We start from the raw sequence: 18974 nt of genomic DNA, 5'->3' as shown, positions 1-18974 counted from the left end.
GGCGAGTTGACCGAACTTAGTGCTGGAAAAGTTCGAAATTACAGGTATAATGTGCGAATGAATTGCTGGTGTAGCTCAGTTGGTAGAGCAGCTGATTTGTAATCAGCCGGTCGCGGGTTCGAGTCCCATCGCCAGCTCCATATTTAATTAAGGGAATCAATGACATACAACATCATTGATTCCCTTTTTTATTGCCTTTAATTTTCCGTTGCGTGAATTTTGCGTGACTTGGTTATGCAGACTTTTTCCGCCGCCGCGATCAAGTTGGCTAGTTCTGCCGACGAATAGTGATCGGTGATACGGCTGGATTTATGACCCAACAAATCCTGCCGGTCTTCAAACGATACATTCGCCGCCCTTAAACGTCGCCCGAAGGTGTGCTTTAGGTCGTGAATTCTGACCTGTTGCAAACCCACGCGTTTCCGTGCCTTTTGCCAGCCCGAGTTATTCATCGTCCCGACGCGATGACCTTTGTAAGTAAACACATATTCAGGGTGCTGTCCGCGCACTTGTTCGATAACACTTCTTGCCACGCTATTTAAGACGACTACCCGCGGCATGCGGTTTTTGACAGCATGCGCTGGAATGGTAAACACACTGGCGTTCAACTGGGGGATAAACTCCTCCCATTCCCAGCGCAAGGAGCACACTTCCTGTTCCCGGCAGCCGGTGTTGACCTTGAACAAAGCCATCTTAGCCAAGTGCTCGGGTAATTCGCCAAACAACCTTTCCTGTTGCTCCCAACTTAATGGACTTGGCTTACGCGCATCCAGTTGCGGCAACAACTTTATTTTAGGCGCGGTCGCTAACCAGGTCAGCCCAAATTCGTCTATCCATTCCATAGCCGCCAGATTCAGGATGTGCCGAACCGATTGCAAGGCATAGTTGATGGTGCGGTTTTTAACGCCCTGTGCTTTGCGATCTTGAATGTAGGCTTGCAAGGTGCCCATGTGGATCGATTCCAAGGCCAATTCGCCAATATAGTCATCCAACAATTTGAGATGCAAGGCAGCATCCTTAAGACTCGCCTTCTGCGACTCCATTAGATATTTTGTCGCGGCTTCCTGAAAAATGCGTTTAGGCCGCACACCATACACAGTGGCTTGACGATGCCTTTCCATTATGCGGGCGAGATACCTTTGGGCTTCTTCGAGGTCGCCTGTGCCAGTGCTTTCGCAAATGCGTTTGCCTTTGATGACTTTGTCGATGTGCCAGCAGTCGCCCCGTTTGACGAGGCCAGGGATTTTCTTTGCCATGTTTCTTTCTCCAGTTTTTGGTTACCCGGCGTACCGACACGACGCACGTAATCGTCGGCCCAGGCATCAAGTTCGTTGCGATCAAAGGCAATACCTTGCGTACCGATTTTGATTTCGGTGAGCGCCGGTCTGACCTCTGCGTTAAAGCGGTTTTTGTCCATGCCGAGATAAAACGGCGCATCGCGAATGCGGATAAATCTCGGTACAAATGGCAGTTGTGAATGGGTTTGTTCGGACATGATTGGCACCACGGTTTGTTGAGGTGCAACTCATTTACAGTTTTGAAAATCGCGGTTTTTCCCGCGTTTTTGCGGTGTTTTTTGCAGTGTGTTTTTTTGCAAAAAAATTCGCGCATTTTTCACTGCGTAGTAATCGTTATTTTTGGGTGTCCTTTTTGGTTAAAAAATAATTTGAAAAAACGGCATCGGTATTGCTCACTTTGTTATCTTTGCAAAATGGTTTTCTGCATGAACTTTGTCGGAAAAATCGCGACGGCATGACCTGCAACGTGACTAAAAATCCTTGGCCCATGTGTCCCAAAATCCCGGCTCGTCGTGATGAGCATTCCGCATAGCGATGTCCAACGGCAGATAGAAAAAACGTTGGTTAGGATCGCGCATCGAACCATCGGGATATTCCAAGTGATCACGTAAACGGCAATACAGTGGATCGTCATCGTCCATCGGCAAATCGATATAGATCTGGCCGAGATAGGCGCCGAAACCACAACCTGAGGCTATCGGCGCGCTAGGCTGCCAGGCGATGCCGTGTTGTTGCAGCCAGCCTAAAAATGCTTGGCGTTTGTTATCGGCTTCATAATCGTAAACAGACGAGTCTGCGAAGGCCGATTGCGGATGAAATTCCAGATACAACACCGCCCGTTGTTTTTGGCGGGCAATGGCATCGATGTGTTCAATTTGTACAGGCATAAATAATCCTCCGGATAAAGTGGATAACTTGGTGGTGTGAATTAAACGTGCACAGCATCCCGCCCAAATTGGGCGCGGCTGCCGGTGTCGTTGATTGATTTACAGTTTCTGAATGACGTTGATTGACAGCGTGCACATCAGCAGTGTGCTGTTAGCAATTTGCTGCTAGCGTGTTGAAACGTGCTATTAGTTTTCGTGCTGGTCGCTTGTTACAACTGAAACGCCGCCATCGCCCAGCTGGGTCACAACCGAAAATTCGCCATGGCTTGTCGTTGCGTTTTCACTGTGCGGCGATCATACAAGGCCGTGGTTTGCATGTGCTCATGGCCGGCCAATTGCCGGGTGGTGTTAAAGTCCACGCCTTGTTCCAACAGCTTGCTGATAAACGTGCGACGTAAATCGTGTGGTGTGCAAGGCTTCAGCTTCGCCTGCCGACAACGCCGCCTGAGCAGCGCATACACTTGGTGGGCGTTGATCGGCTCGGTCGGTAAACAACCCTGACGGCTTCGGTTTCGCTGGATAGGATCTTGATCAGAACTGCGCTGGGTTTTCGCCAATTGGCAAAACAACGGCCCCGGCACACAGCCGCGTTGATGCAACCAGCGCTTTAAAGCCTGCCTGGCCTGGGCAGGCAACTGCAATTCACGCGGCTTCTGACCTTTACCTTCACGAATTAGCAGCAAGCCGTTGCGGGGCGTATAATCGTTGACACGGAGACTAGCGACTTCACTGCGCCGCAGGCCGGCAAACACCAACAAGGCCAGGATCGCCGCATCGCGTTGGCCGAGCAGAGCGGCTTTGTCTTGTTCACAAATAGCTAATAGCCGGTGGACTTCCCGTGTCGCCAACTGGCGACCGGCTGGCAACACTTTACCGCGCACACTGTTTAGCGCCTGAATCCGTTGCCAGTCCTCCGCCGGATAGTGGCCCAGCAGAAAGCCGGCTTTCAACACCCCGCGTATCGCCGCCAGGCAGGTATTCACGGTATTGATCGACAACTCTGCTTGGCGTAGCGCCGACCGTAACTGCATCAGCTGCTGAAAACGTAACGACAGCCAGGGCATGTCCTCCACCGTCCCTGACCAAGTCAGCAATCCACCCGCGCGTTGTAACAAGGACCGCATCGAACGTCGCCCGCTGGGTGCCAGATTATCGAGATACACCATCAGCGCGACACGACTGGAGACTGCATGATCATGTGTCAGGGGTAATGACGAGTCGTTGGTCATGCCGCAGCCTCCTCGTGATCTACCGCGCCTCGATGAATCACATTGATGTCGTTGATGACATTAAGGGCATCAACATCACTGAGGACATCAGGGGCAAAAAAGGGCGCAACGGTACCAAGAAAATCGACGACACAACAGATGTTGATAAGGACATCAACGACACCGATGTTAGTGAAGTCGATCCGGTCCGCAACAGCCATGTCGCTCACGTCGCTAATGTCCGCATTCATCGCTACATCCGTGATCATAAATGCCCGCATGGGCATGTTAATGCACATTAACATGCCTAAATGATGTGTAGCTTTCCGAAGGTATGACGGCAACAGACGCCGTAAGCCCCATCGTGGGTTTACGGGTAAGGTTTGGCGCCAATTGGCGACTGGTTCAGGGTTGCCGGCACGGCTGTTACCAACACGGGTGTTCACGCCGATCCATGGCAAGCGGATACAGGTCAAGTGGGTCAACACCACACTGCGAAACTTTCTGTCGGCCAATAGTGCATTCCCGCTCATAACAAGCCTCTTTCGGCAAAGGAAAATTGCTCGATGCCGGCAATAATGAAATGGTCCAGCACGCGGACCTCGACCAGATTGAGGGCATCGATTAACTTACGCGTAATCGCACGGTCGGCTTCGCTGGGTTCCGCTAATCCCGAGGGATGGTTATGCGCCAAAATCACCGCGCGGGCATTCAATTGCAAGGTCCGTTTCACCAGTTCACGCGGGTAGACATTGGCACAATCTATCGTGCCCTGGAAACAGGCCTCAGCCTCAATAATGCGGTGTTGGTTATCGAGGAAAATGCAATAGAACACCTCATGCTCTAAGTGGGCTAATTCCAGCATTAGAAACTCGCGCGCATCGTCAGGGGAGGTTAAGGCCTGACCACGGATGAACTGCTGCGCGATTAAATGCTTGGCCATCGCCACTATTTCCGCTTCGGTAACGGGTCGTAGTATCAGAAAATGGCCAGGCAGTTCGTGTACTTGAAAAGGGTTATTCATGATGTGTTCTCCGATCAACAGGCGTGACTTAGCCTGAGCGGTGAAGCCCATTCGGAAAAGTCACGTCGAGGGTAAGAAAAAATTCGTCAGTTCAGAACTAGTAAAACTGACAAGCGCTTGTCACGGCGAATAGCGGTTATTCGGCCTGTTGATAGAGGCTGTCGATGTCCTGCAGAATCGCGGCGACATTAGACAAAGCCCGTTTCAAGGTCTTAGGCGTATGCCGATTCGGGGCAAGTTGCTTGACCGTATCGCGCAACTCCGTCACCAGTTCCACGATTTCCGGCGAAAGCTCACCCTTAAGGTCAGCGGTTTTGCCGGTGCTTTTGCCTACCGGTGCACGTGTGCGGCCAATGTTGGCATCTGCATCGGCATCTGCGGCAATCGTTGCATGGGCACTAACACCCGCACCGTCAACTTCAGCCTGATCAGTATCACCATCACCATCACCGTCAAGGACACCATTATCGGTACCACTCTCAGTATCACCGTCACCATTAGCATCAGCATCCGTGCCAGCACCAACGCCAACGCCAGCGTCGTTATCTTGGCTAGTGAGGTCATCGCCAGCCACAGCCGACGCCTTGACTTGCTCTGCCAACGGTTGATTTTTCGCAGGTTTGACCGACGCAGTTTTACCGGCAGTGGTCGTCGCGCCTTTCGCAGTCGCCGTACCTGTACTTGCACTATCGGTTGGGCCAGTCTCAGCAGCGGTTTTAGCGGGGGTATTAGAATCTAATGCGGGTTGGGTAGTTTTTTGCGTCATGAGAAGTTCTCCAAAGTATTAACGAAATCAATCAGTATTTAAAAATAGGAAGTGAAAACGAACAGCCAGATGTTGTTCAATACTCCTCGGGCAACAGAATGGTGGTCACGCTACGGTCTGCCTCGCTTATCAACCAGAGCTTGACTGACCCCGTTGCAGGGCTATTCGCTGCTGGGGTGGGAATGTAATAGGCTGACAGTAGTCGTGAGCCGCTGCGTAAGGCGTCCTCATTGGCCTTGGCATCCTCGGCACAGACATCGCCCCAATCGCCGCGAACATGACGGCGCAGTAAATCGAACGGGCTTATGCCTAAGCGTTCCAGTACATCCAAAGCACCCGGCGTCGCCACTAACTCCCCAGACTCGAATCGCGGCTGCGGCAGACACGGTTGGACTACAGTGCCTTCGTGCTCGGCATCACTGGACATGACCGAGTCCTCCGAAGGCGAACCGAAAAAACAGGCTAACTCTTAAAGTAAGCCGCATCAAGGCCAAGAACGCCATTTGGCCGATGCGATTGCACCTATTCCTGTTCGTCATCGTCTTCACCGCTGAGGTCAGTCAGACTCAGATTGTCCAACTCGTCTAAATCCGGATCGTGCTCACCCAGTGCCGCACATAACACCAGCGTGACACAGCGGGCTAAATAGCGCACGGTATGGCCCAGTTCCAAGGTAAGTGCATAAGACGCGGGCTGTTGCACTGTCTGCGTGTAGTCCCGGCAAGCGGTTTTTAAACCGTCGGCTAACACCTGTAGCGACGGACTGACATGATCAAGGGTGGTAATTGACATCAGATGTCTCCTGTTATGAAGTAAAAAAAATCCCGCCGGACCTCAGACTAACCCACACAAAACGACAGGCGCACGAACGCGCAGCGGATGATCAAACCCGATGAAAAATAGTAGTCATGTTATGGAAGCGTCGAGGGGCGGAGGGTGTGAACAGCGACCGAAACAAATGGATCGCTGTTGATATAGTATAACATATTCAATGACTTATCCCAACCTAAGCTTTCTGCGGCTGCATCCGTAAATCGTACTAAAATCAGCTGGTAGTTTTTCAGGTTTGAACAATTAGTAAGAGTATGATTAATGACGACTATTAAAAACAAGAAACAAAAAAAAATCTCGACGAATAACGAATTGGTAGGTTTCGAAACTATTCAAAACTTGATAAACAAAAGAAGTCAAAGATTGCTAGAAATCGATGAAATAGTGTCAAGGAATATAGTTTGTTTAAATGAGCCTACTCAATCACTAGAGTCCTACGTGTTTTACTATAACGTAAAGCCAATCAATATAAGGTTACGGTATAAGGAATTAGAGGGTAATAATATCATTGGTTGGATCAGAGTCAGCGGATACCTACCTGTATCCAATAGATGTTTAATTGACCTGACGAAAAGGGGGGCTTCACTGCTAAAAAGTTTTAGATACCCAAGTAAAAAAGATATTCTTAGATATAATCTTTGGCCAGTTTTTTCTAGCGAAACCGACTATGATCCAATATACGTAGATATTTGTGAAATAGTCGAGGATGATGAAATTACTATTGCGCTAGATAATATCAGAAATATTGTTATGACTCGAGATTTTGCAGCGAAATTAATTCGTTCGATTCCCAAGGTTTCAATGTATAACAGATATCGAGAACAGGACCTGGAACCGGAACCGGAACCGGAACTGGAACTGGAACTGGAACTGGTACCGGTACCGGAACAAGAACAAGAACAAGAACAAGAAGAGGAAAACTGTTTACAGGAAGAGATTTCTCAACTGTCAATACCAAGAAAAAAAGCATATGAAATCGATAACTATCGTATGGCCGCTACTGCATATTTAGGAAGAATGATCTGGCAACGCTATCCAGATATATATCCAAAAGATTTGTGTGAGTATGCAGTATTTTTTTTAATTAGGGATTGCAAGTTTGAAGATGACGAGGGAGGCTATGATGAGAAATTAGAATACTATAAACACCGTAAAGCGGAATGGCATGAACTCAAGGAACGTAAAATAGAGTTAATAATCGACTGGTTGAACAGAGTGTGTCCGACAAATTTAAAATTAAAGGGCAGGCCAGGAAAAAAGCAAAAGGAAAAATCTAAAGAACAATACCAGGCTTTTATCAATGCGGATACAGATCATTGGGAGTCACTGGGAAAGAAATTAATTGAAGCCATCATTGCGCGAGACAAACAAATAAAAGGCGCTGAAAGCGATATAAATCAAAAAATAAACTTAACAGATATACTTAATAACTTGGAGCCTAATAAAACTAATCGCGATGATCAATTCTGGAGTTGTATTTTAAATGAAAATCAAGTTATTAAAAAGTAGGCCTATCTATCCAGAAAATCAGTCAATTTGGAAAATTGCATCCGCTCACAGACTGAATCGAATGGCTACTGGAGCCACGAGTGTATCGTTTGCGCAGTCTCGTTGATAATATGCGAGGGAATATAAACCTATTGCTCAGAACCGACTGGCTGGCTATTTTAGGTATTTAGGAACATGATGGTAAATAGACAGCTTGCGGCCATTTGCCGACTGTCGCTCTTTTCAAATCAATGTCAGGTGAAAGCTCCAGACCAGCCATTTAACGCATAGTTAACAGACTGATTAGCTATGCGTGAGCCTACCATTTGAGCGACAAGTTAGCGTAGAGGGTGGCATGGAACACTGAAGTCGACGTGATAATGTTCATCATGCCTAACCCAGGGTTTCTTAGTCGAAAACTCCATTGCATCACGCAAGCCTTTCGCTTCTGGAGTCTTGAATAGTTGTTTCTGTAGATCGTTATCAAAGATGACACGCCAGATCTTAACTCCATTCCTATCTGCGGAAGCTTTCAAAGCCCAGAGATGCAAGGCCATAGCCGCATAATCGATTGTTAGGCCATTGTATTCACCTGTACCAACAAACTCGATGCTGTAACCTAATTTGTTCAAAATAGAAGTTGGTAGATTCACGGATAGGCCTTCGCTATCTACAACAGGGACAAAGAAATCCACAGACAAACCGTTTTGGTGCGTTTTATGTGGCCTAAACTTGCCGCCTTCTTTATAACCAGATTCCCCATAGACATAAACCTTTGATGGCGCTTGTGTTTCAAGCATTGCATAGGCATCAACAACGACCTGGTAAACCTTGCTATGAACATAATTTCGGCCGGTCATGACACCAATATTGCTGTATGCGGAATAATTCTTTCCACTAGTCGGAAGCTGCCAGCCATTTTCAAGGCCTCCATTGTCCTGACTTCCGAAGCAACGACTTTCTTCAGCAGCATTGGCCGCAACAGAAAATAGCAAAAGTGCTAGAAGACTTGATCGAAACATGCTTTTAATTTGTGAGCCGTGGGCAGTTGATTCCTGTATATCTTGGGGGATTGATTAAGCATAAACATTAGCCCCTTCTTCGTTTCCATAATTTGACCTGTTGTATTTTGACATCGTTAGCGATATCAGCCCAATCGCTGCAATCAGAAACAGCACAATATTTTGACATCCGTAGTCCAGGTTACTAAACTGCGCATCTCTTTAACCCACCAACCCACCGAAGGAGGCTGTATGTTCGATTTTGCAACGCGCTTGAGCCTCGCATCCTTTACCGGTCGGTAATTATTCCGATCATCAGGATCGGGCTTCCGCATTAATCCCTTATTTTAATTTTTGGCCGATTCCGGTCAGGGCTTGCTATTGCCGTTAGGCTGCTGGCTTCGGATAGGCTTTGTGGAAGTTTATGAAAACACATCAATCCAACCTCACACCATTATTGTGCGCAGAATGGCGCGAAGGCGATGGTCTAGCGCCTCGTTTCGAACAACGCGGCCCAGTTAAACAACAGGCGCGTAAAGACCAACAACTGAGTAAACAGGCACATCGAGCTTTAAGTTTATTTCTCGAAGGCGAATGTAAGCACCCCGATTTGTTAGGGGTTGAGGTGCTTGCCGTCCGGTATGAAGCCGCTAAACAGTGCCTATGTGTCAGCGTCGGTTCCACCAACAATGACGCTGATGGCGAATCCATTTTAGTGGCATTAAAACACAGTCAAGCAGTACTGCGTGGCGTGGTAGCAGCCTGCTCGCATCGTAAAAAAGTCCCTGCTCTCAGTTTTTATTACGTTGGCAACAACACAGGAGGTGACACATGCCTATTCAAACCCTAATTACCAAAGGCAAAGTGCCGGTCAAGATTTACACAGACCAGGTCGAGCCGGCAGCCTATCAACAATTGCTAAACTTATCGCACATGCCTTTTGTGCACAGCCATATTGCCGTGATGCCCGATGTGCATTGCGGCAAAGGCGCAACGGTCGGTTCGGTAATTCCAACGCTGGGAGCGATTATACCGGCAGCAGTCGGCGTGGATATTGGCTGCGGCATGTGCGCTGTGCGTTTGTCGATCAACGCTAATGATTTGCCAGACAGCTTGCGTTCATTGCGCTTAGCGCTGGAAGCGGCGGTGCCGGTTGGTTTTGCTATGCACCGTAACGATCAAGCGCAACGCTCGACCATTAACGCGCTGGGTGTTGGCCTACATCAAATTTTGGAAAAACACCCCAAAGTTAATGCCAAGCAAAACAAGCCCTATCAAACTTGGATACGTCAGTTAGGCACGCTAGGCGGTGGCAATCATTTCATCGAGTTGTGCTTGGATGAAAGCGACCAAGTATGGATCATGCTGCATTCCGGCAGTCGAGGTATTGGCAATGTAATTGGTGAGTATTTCATCAATCTGGCCAAAAAAGATATGGGGCAGCATTTGCTGAATTTGCCGGATAAAGACCTGGCCTATTTTCGCGAAGGCGCAAAACACTACGACGATTATTTGCTGGCAGTGAGTTGGGCGCAAGACTATGCCATGACCAATCGCCGCGAAATGCTGCGTTTAATCGGCGAGGTATTGCATAAAAAATGGCCGCAATTAACCTTCACCAAGGAAGTCATTAACTGCCATCACAACTATGTCGCTCACGAATGGCATTTCGATGCCAAAGTCCTGGTCACCCGCAAAGGCGCGATTCGCGCCGGCGAGGGTGAGCTAGGGATTATTCCGGGCAGCATGGGGGCACGCTCTTACATCGTGCGCGGCAAAGGCAACGAGCAATCGTTTTGTTCATGCTCGCACGGTGCGGGCCGCCTTATGAGTCGTAGTGAAGCCAAGCGCCGTTACAATGCCGACGATCTAGCCCATCAAACACAGGGCATCGAATGTCGTAAAGACAACGGCGTGATCGATGAAATACCGGCCGCATATAAAGATATTGAACAGGTTATGGCACAGCAACACGACTTAGTCAAAATCGTACATCAGTTGCGGCAAGTGATGTGCATTAAAGGCTAGTCAATTCAGGCGCAGGCGATTGCGAACATTTTTGACGTAAGCGCCTGCCCCTCCATATTTACGTAACACGATAATTAAAGATCCTATCCAAGCAATGCCGATAAATTACTTCATTGTGGTTTTGACCTGAAGAATCGATGTTATTTGACTGATAAGGCCCATCATGTGAATGAATTCGCACTCATGTTAACTGTGCGATGAACGGCAGCTTACTGGTTTGCTCCTGCCATTTGATGGAAAGCCTTGAATGTCGCTGATGGGTCGGTAGCGACTTTGGCCTTAAACGAAGTAGTCAAAATTTGAATGGCAGCACCGTGTGGAGCATAAGCGCCATAGAACTCGCTGCCAGTTACGGGTTACTGCCTTGTAAAGCTAAGCGCTAAATTGTACGGCATGCAATTATCAGCGTACCCCCAAAGCGGTTCGGATGATCCGACTAACATCGTTGCCAGCTTTTGGTTCTGAAACCAGGGTCGGTATAAGCGAAAAACCCCGTTGGAACCGGCTCAATCCAAACAAATGGCTCTACACTGGCAGTGGCCAAGCCGAGGTAGATCGGCATCATCTAAAGTAACGTTAAACAAGCGGACATAGGCAGTAGCTCGTTTGGTACGCAACGCCAAGTATCTTGCAGGTAACAACAAACATTCGGGGCATTGCAATCAGTATAGTTAACAGTACACTCACGCCGCCTTATTGGACAAGAATCGTTGCTGGTATCCTTTGGAAATTAAGAACTTTAAAGCTTGGCGTTTAGCGGATTGGAAATCAAGTTGCGCCGGGTCTAGCAGATCAAAGGAGTGATCAGCTAGATAGCGTCGATAGCAACGCCTTTGATTGGAGTTGCAACAACTGTCTAGCGCAAGATTAATGCCCGAGCCATAGACCGTCTGGGTGAATATAGAAGAAAAGCGCCGATCACCCAACAACTTGGAATCATAAAATTCAAGCTCATAAAGCTTACTCATGAGCTCCTCATCTATTTCAGCCATAGAGCAACCCAGATTACGCAATCTGAGCTCCAAGCGGGTTTCAAAGACGTCATCCAGGTCATCACCCAAGTCATCACCCCCTAGCTCCTCGCACTTATTATAAAGGGTTGCTCGGTAGTCACTTTTCTCACTTCCTACTACTTGAGAAAGCATTACTTCTTCCTCGTCTCTGAATATCTCAGAGTATTTAGCTCCGGGTTTATATGCATAGATTTCCGAATATTCTGTATCAATATCAACCGTTAAATCCAACCTAGTCACTCGGCATTCAAAGTAAATTGACTTCAACCTCTTCAGCCCAACCACTCTTTTCAAATAGTTTCTTAGATTTTCCTTGGCAGTTTTATCTAACTTAGCCGGATTGAATTCAACTCGAAGAAAATTATCGCTTTTTCTCTTCGGAAAAGCTGAAATGGAAACAGTATTATCAGGATCAACCCGGATGGTGTAATTATTGGCATACCTACCATTATTGTTTCTATGTACTCTTACGCTATATTCCATCCTAAGATCAGAATTAGCTAGATTGGTAAGTACATCCGTTCTAATTTCCATTGGGATAGGTGTTGTAAAAGCTATCTTGTCTATTATTAAACGTTGTGTAGGAATAGCAATATTCATAAAGAACTCTCCTATATTTGAAATTAAATTAACATTTCATTGAAACTAATAGCCCAAAAGTATGCCTAGTTGCATGTCCTTAGAATGTGCTTCGCACAACATAGTCGAATGCGACTGGGCAGAATTGGGGCTGTATTTTGAATTAAGCCAGCAATATAGAGAGGATGAACTGGATCAGTCATAGTTCGCCGACCTGAATGACCCATCTAAAAGGACATCCAGAGAAGGCGAAGGATGACCTATCCACCTCCACCGGTTGAACTAGGACTAAACGCTATCCCACGCTAACCATCAATTCTGAACTCTAATATCCAATTCTAAATGTGCGCCTAACGCGCTGTTAGTCCCCAAACAGTTACAAATTTATATAAATTGCTACACCCGGAATATTCCGAACATTCCGAACATTCCGGGTAGCATACGAGCTAATTATAACGCGCTATCTAGTTCAATATCCAAGTAGTACACTCGTTGAGAATCGCCGTTTAATACAGGTTTTCGCCTAATTGTGGTCTTATTAGGGTCTGTTTTCACCAGGCCGTTCTCTTGTAGAATGGAACGCCAGAACGAAGCGCTATTAACCAGGAGAATTTTCTTTAAATTTTCGGGTACTGACTTGCACATCTTGTTCAGTACGGCAGCTTCGCTCTTAATATAAACTGCGCTTTTTTTCTCGTCGTACCACCCAATGCACAATGAATCAGTTTCGCATTTATTCTCGACTTTTTGATATGTCTCAAGATGAAACTTATTTGTTTTCAGGCCTTTTAAAATGAAATCGCACAACTGTGTGTGAGCCGAGTTTGAGTTTAATATGCGTTCTTGTTCTAACATTACTTGACCAATTAACTCCAGATATTCCCGGAATATTTTATTGGCCTGCTTTTTATGAATGACCTTATGATGTAGAGCAAATCTAACAAAATAATATAATCCGACGAGCAGCGATGCCGCATTATTATATCGTCGAGGATGAAATGTGTTGTTAGTATCCTTTTTTAACCTATCTCTAAAATTATTCGATTTTTTATTTATTTCTTCTTTTATTTTATCCTCGTGTTTAATGATATATTGAATAAAGTAAAACATTAACACCTCGAAATCACCTGCTTTTGCATTTTCGCTCATTCGAGTTAGGGTTTCTATGTCAACATCGGACCGTTCAATGGCAAGAAAAGTAATTCTTTCGTTGAGTGATTGCAATACACCTTCTGGAACATGTTCTCCGGTTGCTAATATCGACGCCCCACCATATTGAGTTTGAATTAGCTGGCCATTTGCCGAGCACCGATCTCGTGAAGTTTTGCTCGCAACACCTCTAAAGAATGTATCGGCTTTGGCTGCATCCTCGTTTTTTTTGTTCTCAACTGTAGTAACGAAATCGTCTGCAACCATAATCCCGTGTTGGATAGATTTTCGCTTGGACTCGATTGCCATTCCCGTATCATTGAAGGTCGCAGGTGCTCCGCTATCACAGAATCCTCTGCCAAAAAATGATTGAAAGTTCATCGCTGCAGTGGTTTTATAAGCCCCCGTCCCACCAACCATAAACAAACTCAGTTCAAGTGGATTTAGATAACTTAATACGGACCTAAAAATGAATCCTTTAATTACAACTGAAACACTTTTGTTATTTTTGTAACAATCTGTTTTATGTAAAATTTCTAATATGTTTTCTTTTAGATCGAAATCCCCACCGTAATCATTGGAAACAGAATATTGAACGAGTGCTCCTGGCACATATGCCTTTATTGAAGTATCAAACCGATCTGCAAATATACAGCCAGACGTCGTAACATAGCCCAACTCTTCTTCAATTTTGACAAATCCGGAAAACCCATAGACACTGAACTTCTGTACATTTTTACTATTCATTTTTATGGCTTTTGCAAGCTTTGATTTAATGCCTCTCAAGTTCTCAATATCGGCATCTAGCCCCCAAGAATTTTCAGGCCAATCCATTTTTTCAAAATCCACTGCCCGGACTTCAACTGTTGGTAATACAACTCCTAGGCAGTTAATGCCGCTTATTCTGTAACTATGTGTAATTACTCCATCTATATCAATGACTGATATGTCCTGAGTAATTTCGGCGACAAAGTTACAAAGTGGCTGAATACCCGATGCATTACTATCACATAACTTACCGTCTTCAATTTTAAACTCGTTAACTTCTTTTGTACTGGTACTATTATTTTTTGACATGTGAGCTACCTCTATCATAATTAAGTTCTAATGAGACGGCGCGCTTGTTTAATCAATCAACTACGCGCCTTTGCCAGTATGATTCGCAAACGAACCGTGCCGGACCTTTAGATTAAACAGGTTATTATTAGGCATTAAAAACCTTTGATTATTAAAAGTATTTTTTATGATTTTTGTAGTTAATTTCAAACTGTCTACGGGGTTTGTAGACCATTCTTAAAAAGTACTTTTTATCTATTACTAAACTTAAATACCTGCAGCGAGGTGGATTGATAACCAGTGATGAGCGGATGGGGTAATGAGATAGCTCGACTGGACGTGCAACTCAATAAGCAATGGCAAGCTGAGCAAGGCGTTGTTCAAGAATTATTTTGTTCACCTGAGAGTGAAGCTGTTTTCAGTGTTAGTCCTGAGTACAACAAAGAAAATGCAATGCCAGTTTTTTGGCCTCGTCGCGATTGTCAATTTGTTCAGTCTCTGGAGATGATTCCTGTTGGATACATCACAAGCATTTGATAATGTATGAAAAACACTTTGATGTGCGGTTTTATTCACCTTCTTTTTGATTTCATTTTTGGATTTTCCGCTATTTATGGCCTCCTCCGAATAATTGCATGTGGTGGCTCAGTGAACTGAAATGCTAAATCGTGACGAACTTAAACGGGGAGGCTCGGATTGCTGCTCATTTGTGGTGCTAGTCTTTTCACGTCTTGGAAGGAGTGTGCTAAATGGACCGTTATCTGCAACAGCTACCGCAGTTATTTGTGGTTTCGACCGCTCAATGGCATGGCGATCAGCAACAGTTACACATCGATTTGCAGCCGGTTTTTCAGCGTCATGACCGGTTGGTTCTGACGGGCTGGGAACGCGGGGTGGAGTGGTGGATTGTTCGCGATGGGCAAATTCTTTTCCAGCCGCCGTTGTTAACCGATGACTGGCTGATTGGCGACGGTTTCGATCATCCTTTCCTTAAGCCTTGGGTGGCCACGTTGCCGCCATCGATCATGGCGCTGTTGATGCGTTATCGGGGGCAGCGGTTGACGCTGTTGGCATTGATTAGCCGCTATCCCGCATTATGCGAGCTGTTTGAGCAACAGCCGACCTTGCTCTGGCTGTTATTAAGCGTCGCCCAAGAGCAGCGATGGTCGCCGGCGCAGTTATTGGCGTACTGTCAGCCATCGACATCGGATCACGCAAATCTGTCTTCATACGCATTAGTGTTACTGACTGCTTGCGGATTACCCGCGACCCAAGCAGCCTTAACCGTGTTAGGCAAAATTCAGAATCCGGTGTTTTGTCAGCATGAGTTTGGACAAATACGAGCACTCATGGCTTTGGACCGGCTCGAAGTACTCAATCAGCGTCACACCTTGCCGATGGCGTGGATTGATCTGCTGATTAAGATCAAAGACCATCAAGATTTGGATGACTATTTGCCGGTCGTTATCCAGTGGCAGGAAGATAATGTCGAGGAGTTGCTAGTACGGTATTTCAAGCATTTGGAATCGTTAGTGATTTGAAATTACCGCCAATCTATTCGCTCGGCTTGACCCCATCGAGCCAGTATAAATTCCTGTGTAACACGATGATGGCGTTCTGCTTGGGTGTGTTTCTTATAATAAAATGCGTTTGCTAACAATGCTAATGGTGACAATATGTTATTTTTCACCGAATTGTCCTCGGACAATAATGTTTATCCACCGGATAACTCGACTCGCTAAGGAGCCAGATTTTAAATGTTTAAAAGACTATATAAAATAATTATATAGAAAGTTAAACATTAAATTTCTGTTTCTGCCAGAAACAATGCTAGATTGCTTGCATTCTAATGTGTGCCTAAAGAAATTACACTTCTTATCGTTTATTCACCGGAAAATACTTGATGTATACTTGAACTTAAATTACTGTAAACGATTTAAAACACCTGTCACTTCGCATCTCGATTAGCCTAGTGCAGGGTAAATTAAAAGTGCCATTAACCATTATCACCAAACATACAGATATGATTGATCTCGATACCAAAAGCCCAGAAGAACTAACCGCCATCATTGCCCAAGCGCAAGCCCAATTATCGGCAAAACAAAATAGCAAGCGTAAAGACACCATCGCCCAGATAAAAGAACTGGCTGCCTCTATTGGTGTGACCGTGGAAATTCTCGAAGGCGATAAAAAGGCCTCTAAGCGTACAGTTTCATCCGTATCGGCAAAATACCGCAATCCCAATGGTCCGGAAACGTGGACCGGACGCGGTCTGGTGCCTAAATGGATGAAAGCCTTATTAAGTGAAGGACGTAGCAAAGACGAATTCTTAATCAACAACTAAACTACCCCCTCGATGAAGCGTGAATCGTCGGTTGATATTCACGCTTCTGCATTGCCTGATTGTTGAAGGCCAATCAGCGCCCCTCATTTCATCTGAAAGTCATTATTGACTTGCGCACGTAAAATGACATTGACCAAAGCTAACCGTATTGCTGTTTTTGTTGACGCCGAAAATGTGACCAATTGGATCAAGCATGATGGCATTTCATTATTGATCAGTGAACTGCAACAAATCGGACAGATCATTATTCGCCGGGCCTATGGGGTTTGGAGTCGTCCTGCGTTAGCGATGCACCAATCGACAATAAATCAGCATGGGTTTGAATTGATCCATTGCTACCATCCGGTTACTGGTAAGAACACTGCCGACATCCAGATGACGGTTGATGTGATTGAATGTGCCTGGCAATTACCCAACATCAATTACTTTGTACTGGTCACTGGTGATTCAGATTTTACGCCGGTGTTCAGGCGTTTACGGGAAATGGATAAAGAGGTCATTGGTGTTGGGCAGCACTCAACCCTGAGTGAATGCGTTAAAACTTCTTGCAGTCGATTCATCTATACCGACGAAGTGATAGATACGCTAACTGTCCCTAACGCTACAGTTGTAAAACCCGTTGTCGTCAACTCGAAAGTGACTGACACCACCAAGCCTTCGCTAACACAGTCCCAAGCAGTATCGATGGTCATTGCTCAATTAAAATCTGCGGCTGAACCTATCAATATCTGCCAGATTAAAAATACCCTTAAGCAGAAAGCCCGAGACTTTGATGAAGGGCATTACGGTTTTAAAAATTTTACCGATTTTGTAAAAACCATTGAAGGGGTTCAGTTGACGAAAAAGGGTACGATTAACTTTGCACAGTTAGCTGATAATCTGAAAACCACTGAGCCAAAGATTACCAATCCGTCATTGGCGGAAACGTATAAAAACTTGCTGAAAAAGCACAATGCTTTTCCAGACAAAGCCGATATTCTCAAAACAATTTATAAACATGCCGTTGCAGTAAAGGACGTCCATTCTGATCCCGCTGCACTAAGAGAGGCTATCTTTGCCATCTGTCATCAAGTAGATTCCAGCATCACGAAAACGACAATCAATAAAGCCTTTTCATTATTTATCAGAATGGATTTGGTTCATACCGAAAAGGCTAAAGGCGGTATTGATGCAGTACGGGTTAGGAAGATTGCGCTCAAGGATTTTTTATTAAAGTCGGATAAATTGGTGATTGCAAAATTGCTAGAGCTAAAAAAGGCGAATGCCTTGGAATTGAAGTCCAAGGAAATAAAGAAAATTACTCTCTCGGCCATCAGCAAGGACACAATCAAGAAGCTAATAGGTGAAAAATAACCCAGTGACTCATATTTTGAGATGAGGAATGCGCGGAACAAGCGGAAAACGCACCACACCGCTCTACATCGATTGCTCAGGGGATAAAGTAGCGGTCGGCAAGCTAGCTCTGGGAGCACAACTAACGACGACGCTTATCATCTACCCAACTCTCAGCATTTGCGCGTCGTGCAGCATCAGCAACTTCTGTCGTCACGATTGTTTGCCCAATGGGTGCAAGCGCAATCACTGCGAGCTTGAGATGCTGAATACCAAAAGGAATGCCGATGATCGTAGAAAAATTGATGACAGCGGAAATGATGTGACCAATTGCTAACCATAAGCCAGCAAATACAAACCAAATCAGGTTGCCGATAAATCCAAATGCGCCTGTGCCAATGTCATCGTGTTGGTTCAATTCGCGACGACTTATTGCTTCCTGACCAAACGGAAAAAATGAAAACTGTCCTATGATAAAACACGCTTTGGCCCAAGGGATGCCAACAATGGTCAAAAACGCTACGATACCAGCGAACCACCAAGCGAGCCCCATAAACGCACCGCCTAGTACGAACCAGAAGAAGTTGCCGATTGTTCTCATGCCTGTAGCTCACTGATGTAATAAAACCTGGACTTGATCTTACAATGCAATGCGCCATCTTGGAATGTATTAACCTTTACTGCCTGGAAGCGACCCGTTGCATACTATCGTCCAATCTGATGCAATTGGCCTGATGGCGGTCACTATTACTTTGCGTCAATTATACAAGGAGAGAAAAAATCAATTCACGGATGAAATAGAATATAGAGGTGCATTTGTCGAAATAAATATTCCAATATATATAATTCTTTTGATCCAAAGAGTGTGGTGGAGAAACGAGAATCGATTGCTGAAATATACTTAACGTTCATCATGATATTAAATTAAAGGCTTTTGATGACCACTTACTGATCTGAACATTGACCGCTA

20 protein-coding genes and 1 tRNA gene are annotated in these 18974 nt (G+C 45.6%); 8 read left to right on the top strand and 13 right to left on the bottom strand.

Annotated elements, in window-relative coordinates:
- Positions 1-64: 64 nt before the first annotated feature.
- Positions 65-140, top strand: a tRNA-Thr gene (locus QLH52_RS04205).
- A 57-nt stretch (positions 141-197) separates the two neighbouring features.
- On the opposite strand, the gene QLH52_RS04200 is transcribed toward QLH52_RS04205, so the two are convergent.
- The 9 genes from QLH52_RS04200 to QLH52_RS04160 all read right to left on the bottom strand — a co-directional run bounded on the left by QLH52_RS04200 (position 198) and on the right by QLH52_RS04160 (position 5975).
- The gene (locus tag QLH52_RS04200) at positions 198-1121 is read right to left on the bottom strand and encodes a tyrosine-type recombinase/integrase (RefSeq protein ID WP_319960649.1); all 924 of its coding nucleotides are present in this window, start codon (positions 1119-1121) and stop codon (positions 198-200) included.
- Positions 1121-1495: a hypothetical protein gene (locus QLH52_RS04195; RefSeq protein WP_319960648.1), complete on the bottom strand. Its 375-nt coding sequence runs from the start codon at positions 1493-1495 to the stop codon at positions 1121-1123. Before QLH52_RS04195 ends, QLH52_RS04200 begins: the two co-directional genes overlap by 1 nt.
- 273 nt (positions 1496-1768) lie before the next feature.
- Positions 1769-2185, bottom strand: coding sequence for a hypothetical protein (locus QLH52_RS04190; protein WP_319960647.1), 417 nt, complete (start codon positions 2183-2185; stop codon positions 1769-1771).
- Positions 2186-2427: 242 nt separating this feature from the next.
- Complete coding sequence (locus QLH52_RS04185) at positions 2428-3414, bottom strand: tyrosine-type recombinase/integrase (RefSeq protein WP_319960646.1); 987 nt, start codon at positions 3412-3414, stop codon at positions 2428-2430.
- Positions 3411-3926: a hypothetical protein gene (locus QLH52_RS04180; protein WP_319960645.1), complete on the bottom strand. Its 516-nt coding sequence runs from the start codon at positions 3924-3926 to the stop codon at positions 3411-3413. Before QLH52_RS04180 ends, QLH52_RS04185 begins: the two co-directional genes overlap by 4 nt.
- The gene (locus QLH52_RS04175; RefSeq protein WP_319960644.1) at positions 3923-4417 is read right to left on the bottom strand and encodes a JAB domain-containing protein; all 495 of its coding nucleotides are present in this window, start codon (positions 4415-4417) and stop codon (positions 3923-3925) included. Before QLH52_RS04175 ends, QLH52_RS04180 begins: the two co-directional genes overlap by 4 nt.
- 136 nt (positions 4418-4553) lie before the next feature.
- Positions 4554-5183, bottom strand: coding sequence for a hypothetical protein (locus tag QLH52_RS04170; protein WP_319960643.1), 630 nt, complete (start codon positions 5181-5183; stop codon positions 4554-4556).
- Between the two features lie 76 nt (positions 5184-5259).
- A complete protein-coding gene (locus tag QLH52_RS04165) occupies positions 5260-5610 on the bottom strand; it encodes a type I restriction endonuclease subunit M (RefSeq protein WP_319960642.1) in 351 nt (116 codons plus the stop codon).
- 95 nt (positions 5611-5705) lie between these two features.
- A complete protein-coding gene (locus QLH52_RS04160) occupies positions 5706-5975 on the bottom strand; it encodes a hypothetical protein (RefSeq protein WP_319960641.1) in 270 nt (89 codons plus the stop codon).
- Positions 5976-6275: 300 nt separating this feature from the next.
- On the opposite strand from QLH52_RS04160, the gene QLH52_RS04155 reads away from it, so the two are divergent.
- Positions 6276-7523: a hypothetical protein gene (locus tag QLH52_RS04155; RefSeq protein WP_319960640.1), complete on the top strand. Its 1248-nt coding sequence runs from the start codon at positions 6276-6278 to the stop codon at positions 7521-7523.
- 317 nt (positions 7524-7840) lie between these two features.
- Here QLH52_RS04155 and QLH52_RS04150 read toward each other — a convergent pair whose 3' ends face one another.
- Positions 7841-8524, bottom strand: coding sequence for a penicillin-insensitive murein endopeptidase (locus QLH52_RS04150; RefSeq protein ID WP_319960639.1), 684 nt, complete (start codon positions 8522-8524; stop codon positions 7841-7843).
- Between the two features lie 403 nt (positions 8525-8927).
- On the opposite strand from QLH52_RS04150, the gene QLH52_RS04145 reads away from it, so the two are divergent.
- Positions 8928-9353 (top strand): ribosome-binding factor A, encoded by a 426-nt coding sequence (locus QLH52_RS04145; protein ID WP_319960638.1) that lies wholly within the window; start codon positions 8928-8930, stop codon positions 9351-9353.
- Positions 9335-10531, top strand: a complete 1197-nt coding sequence (locus tag QLH52_RS04140) for an RtcB family protein (RefSeq protein ID WP_319960637.1) — start codon at positions 9335-9337, stop codon at positions 10529-10531. The genes QLH52_RS04145 and QLH52_RS04140 overlap by 19 nt, the downstream gene beginning before the upstream one ends.
- Before the next feature lie 683 nt (positions 10532-11214).
- On the opposite strand, the gene QLH52_RS04135 is transcribed toward QLH52_RS04140, so the two are convergent.
- Both QLH52_RS04135 and QLH52_RS04130 read right to left on the bottom strand, forming a co-directional pair.
- Complete coding sequence (locus QLH52_RS04135; RefSeq protein ID WP_319960636.1) at positions 11215-12144, bottom strand: hypothetical protein; 930 nt, start codon at positions 12142-12144, stop codon at positions 11215-11217.
- 429 nt (positions 12145-12573) lie between these two features.
- Positions 12574-14349 carry a hypothetical protein gene (locus QLH52_RS04130; RefSeq protein WP_319960635.1) on the bottom strand — a complete coding sequence of 592 codons (1776 nt, stop codon included), beginning with the start codon at positions 14347-14349 and terminating at the stop codon, positions 12574-12576.
- A 318-nt stretch (positions 14350-14667) separates the two neighbouring features.
- Between QLH52_RS04130 and QLH52_RS04125 the strand changes: the two genes are divergently transcribed.
- The 4 genes from QLH52_RS04125 to QLH52_RS04110 all read left to right on the top strand — a co-directional run bounded on the left by QLH52_RS04125 (position 14668) and on the right by QLH52_RS04110 (position 18025).
- On the top strand, positions 14668-14865 hold the full coding sequence (locus QLH52_RS04125) for a hypothetical protein (protein ID WP_319960634.1): 198 nt from the start codon (positions 14668-14670) through the stop codon (positions 14863-14865).
- A 212-nt stretch (positions 14866-15077) separates the two neighbouring features.
- Positions 15078-15869 carry a hypothetical protein gene (locus tag QLH52_RS04120; protein ID WP_319960633.1) on the top strand — a complete coding sequence of 264 codons (792 nt, stop codon included), beginning with the start codon at positions 15078-15080 and terminating at the stop codon, positions 15867-15869.
- Between the two features lie 431 nt (positions 15870-16300).
- Positions 16301-16672, top strand: a complete 372-nt coding sequence (locus QLH52_RS04115) for an H-NS histone family protein (RefSeq protein ID WP_319960632.1) — start codon at positions 16301-16303, stop codon at positions 16670-16672.
- A gap of 123 nt (positions 16673-16795) precedes the next feature.
- A complete protein-coding gene (locus tag QLH52_RS04110) occupies positions 16796-18025 on the top strand; it encodes an NYN domain-containing protein (protein WP_319960631.1) in 1230 nt (409 codons plus the stop codon).
- 121 nt (positions 18026-18146) lie between these two features.
- Here the strand turns inward: QLH52_RS04110 and QLH52_RS04105 are convergent, their stop codons facing one another.
- Positions 18147-18605, bottom strand: coding sequence for a YccF domain-containing protein (locus QLH52_RS04105; protein ID WP_319960630.1), 459 nt, complete (start codon positions 18603-18605; stop codon positions 18147-18149).
- Between the last annotated feature and the right edge of the window lie 369 nt (positions 18606-18974).

The sequence above is a fragment of the Methylomonas defluvii genome, assembly GCF_033949435.1.
Taxonomy (GTDB): Bacteria; Pseudomonadota; Gammaproteobacteria; order Methylococcales; family Methylomonadaceae; genus Methylomonas; species Methylomonas defluvii.
The sequence above is the reverse complement of the archived record's forward strand: the minus strand, read 5'-3'. Positions and strand labels throughout refer to the sequence as shown.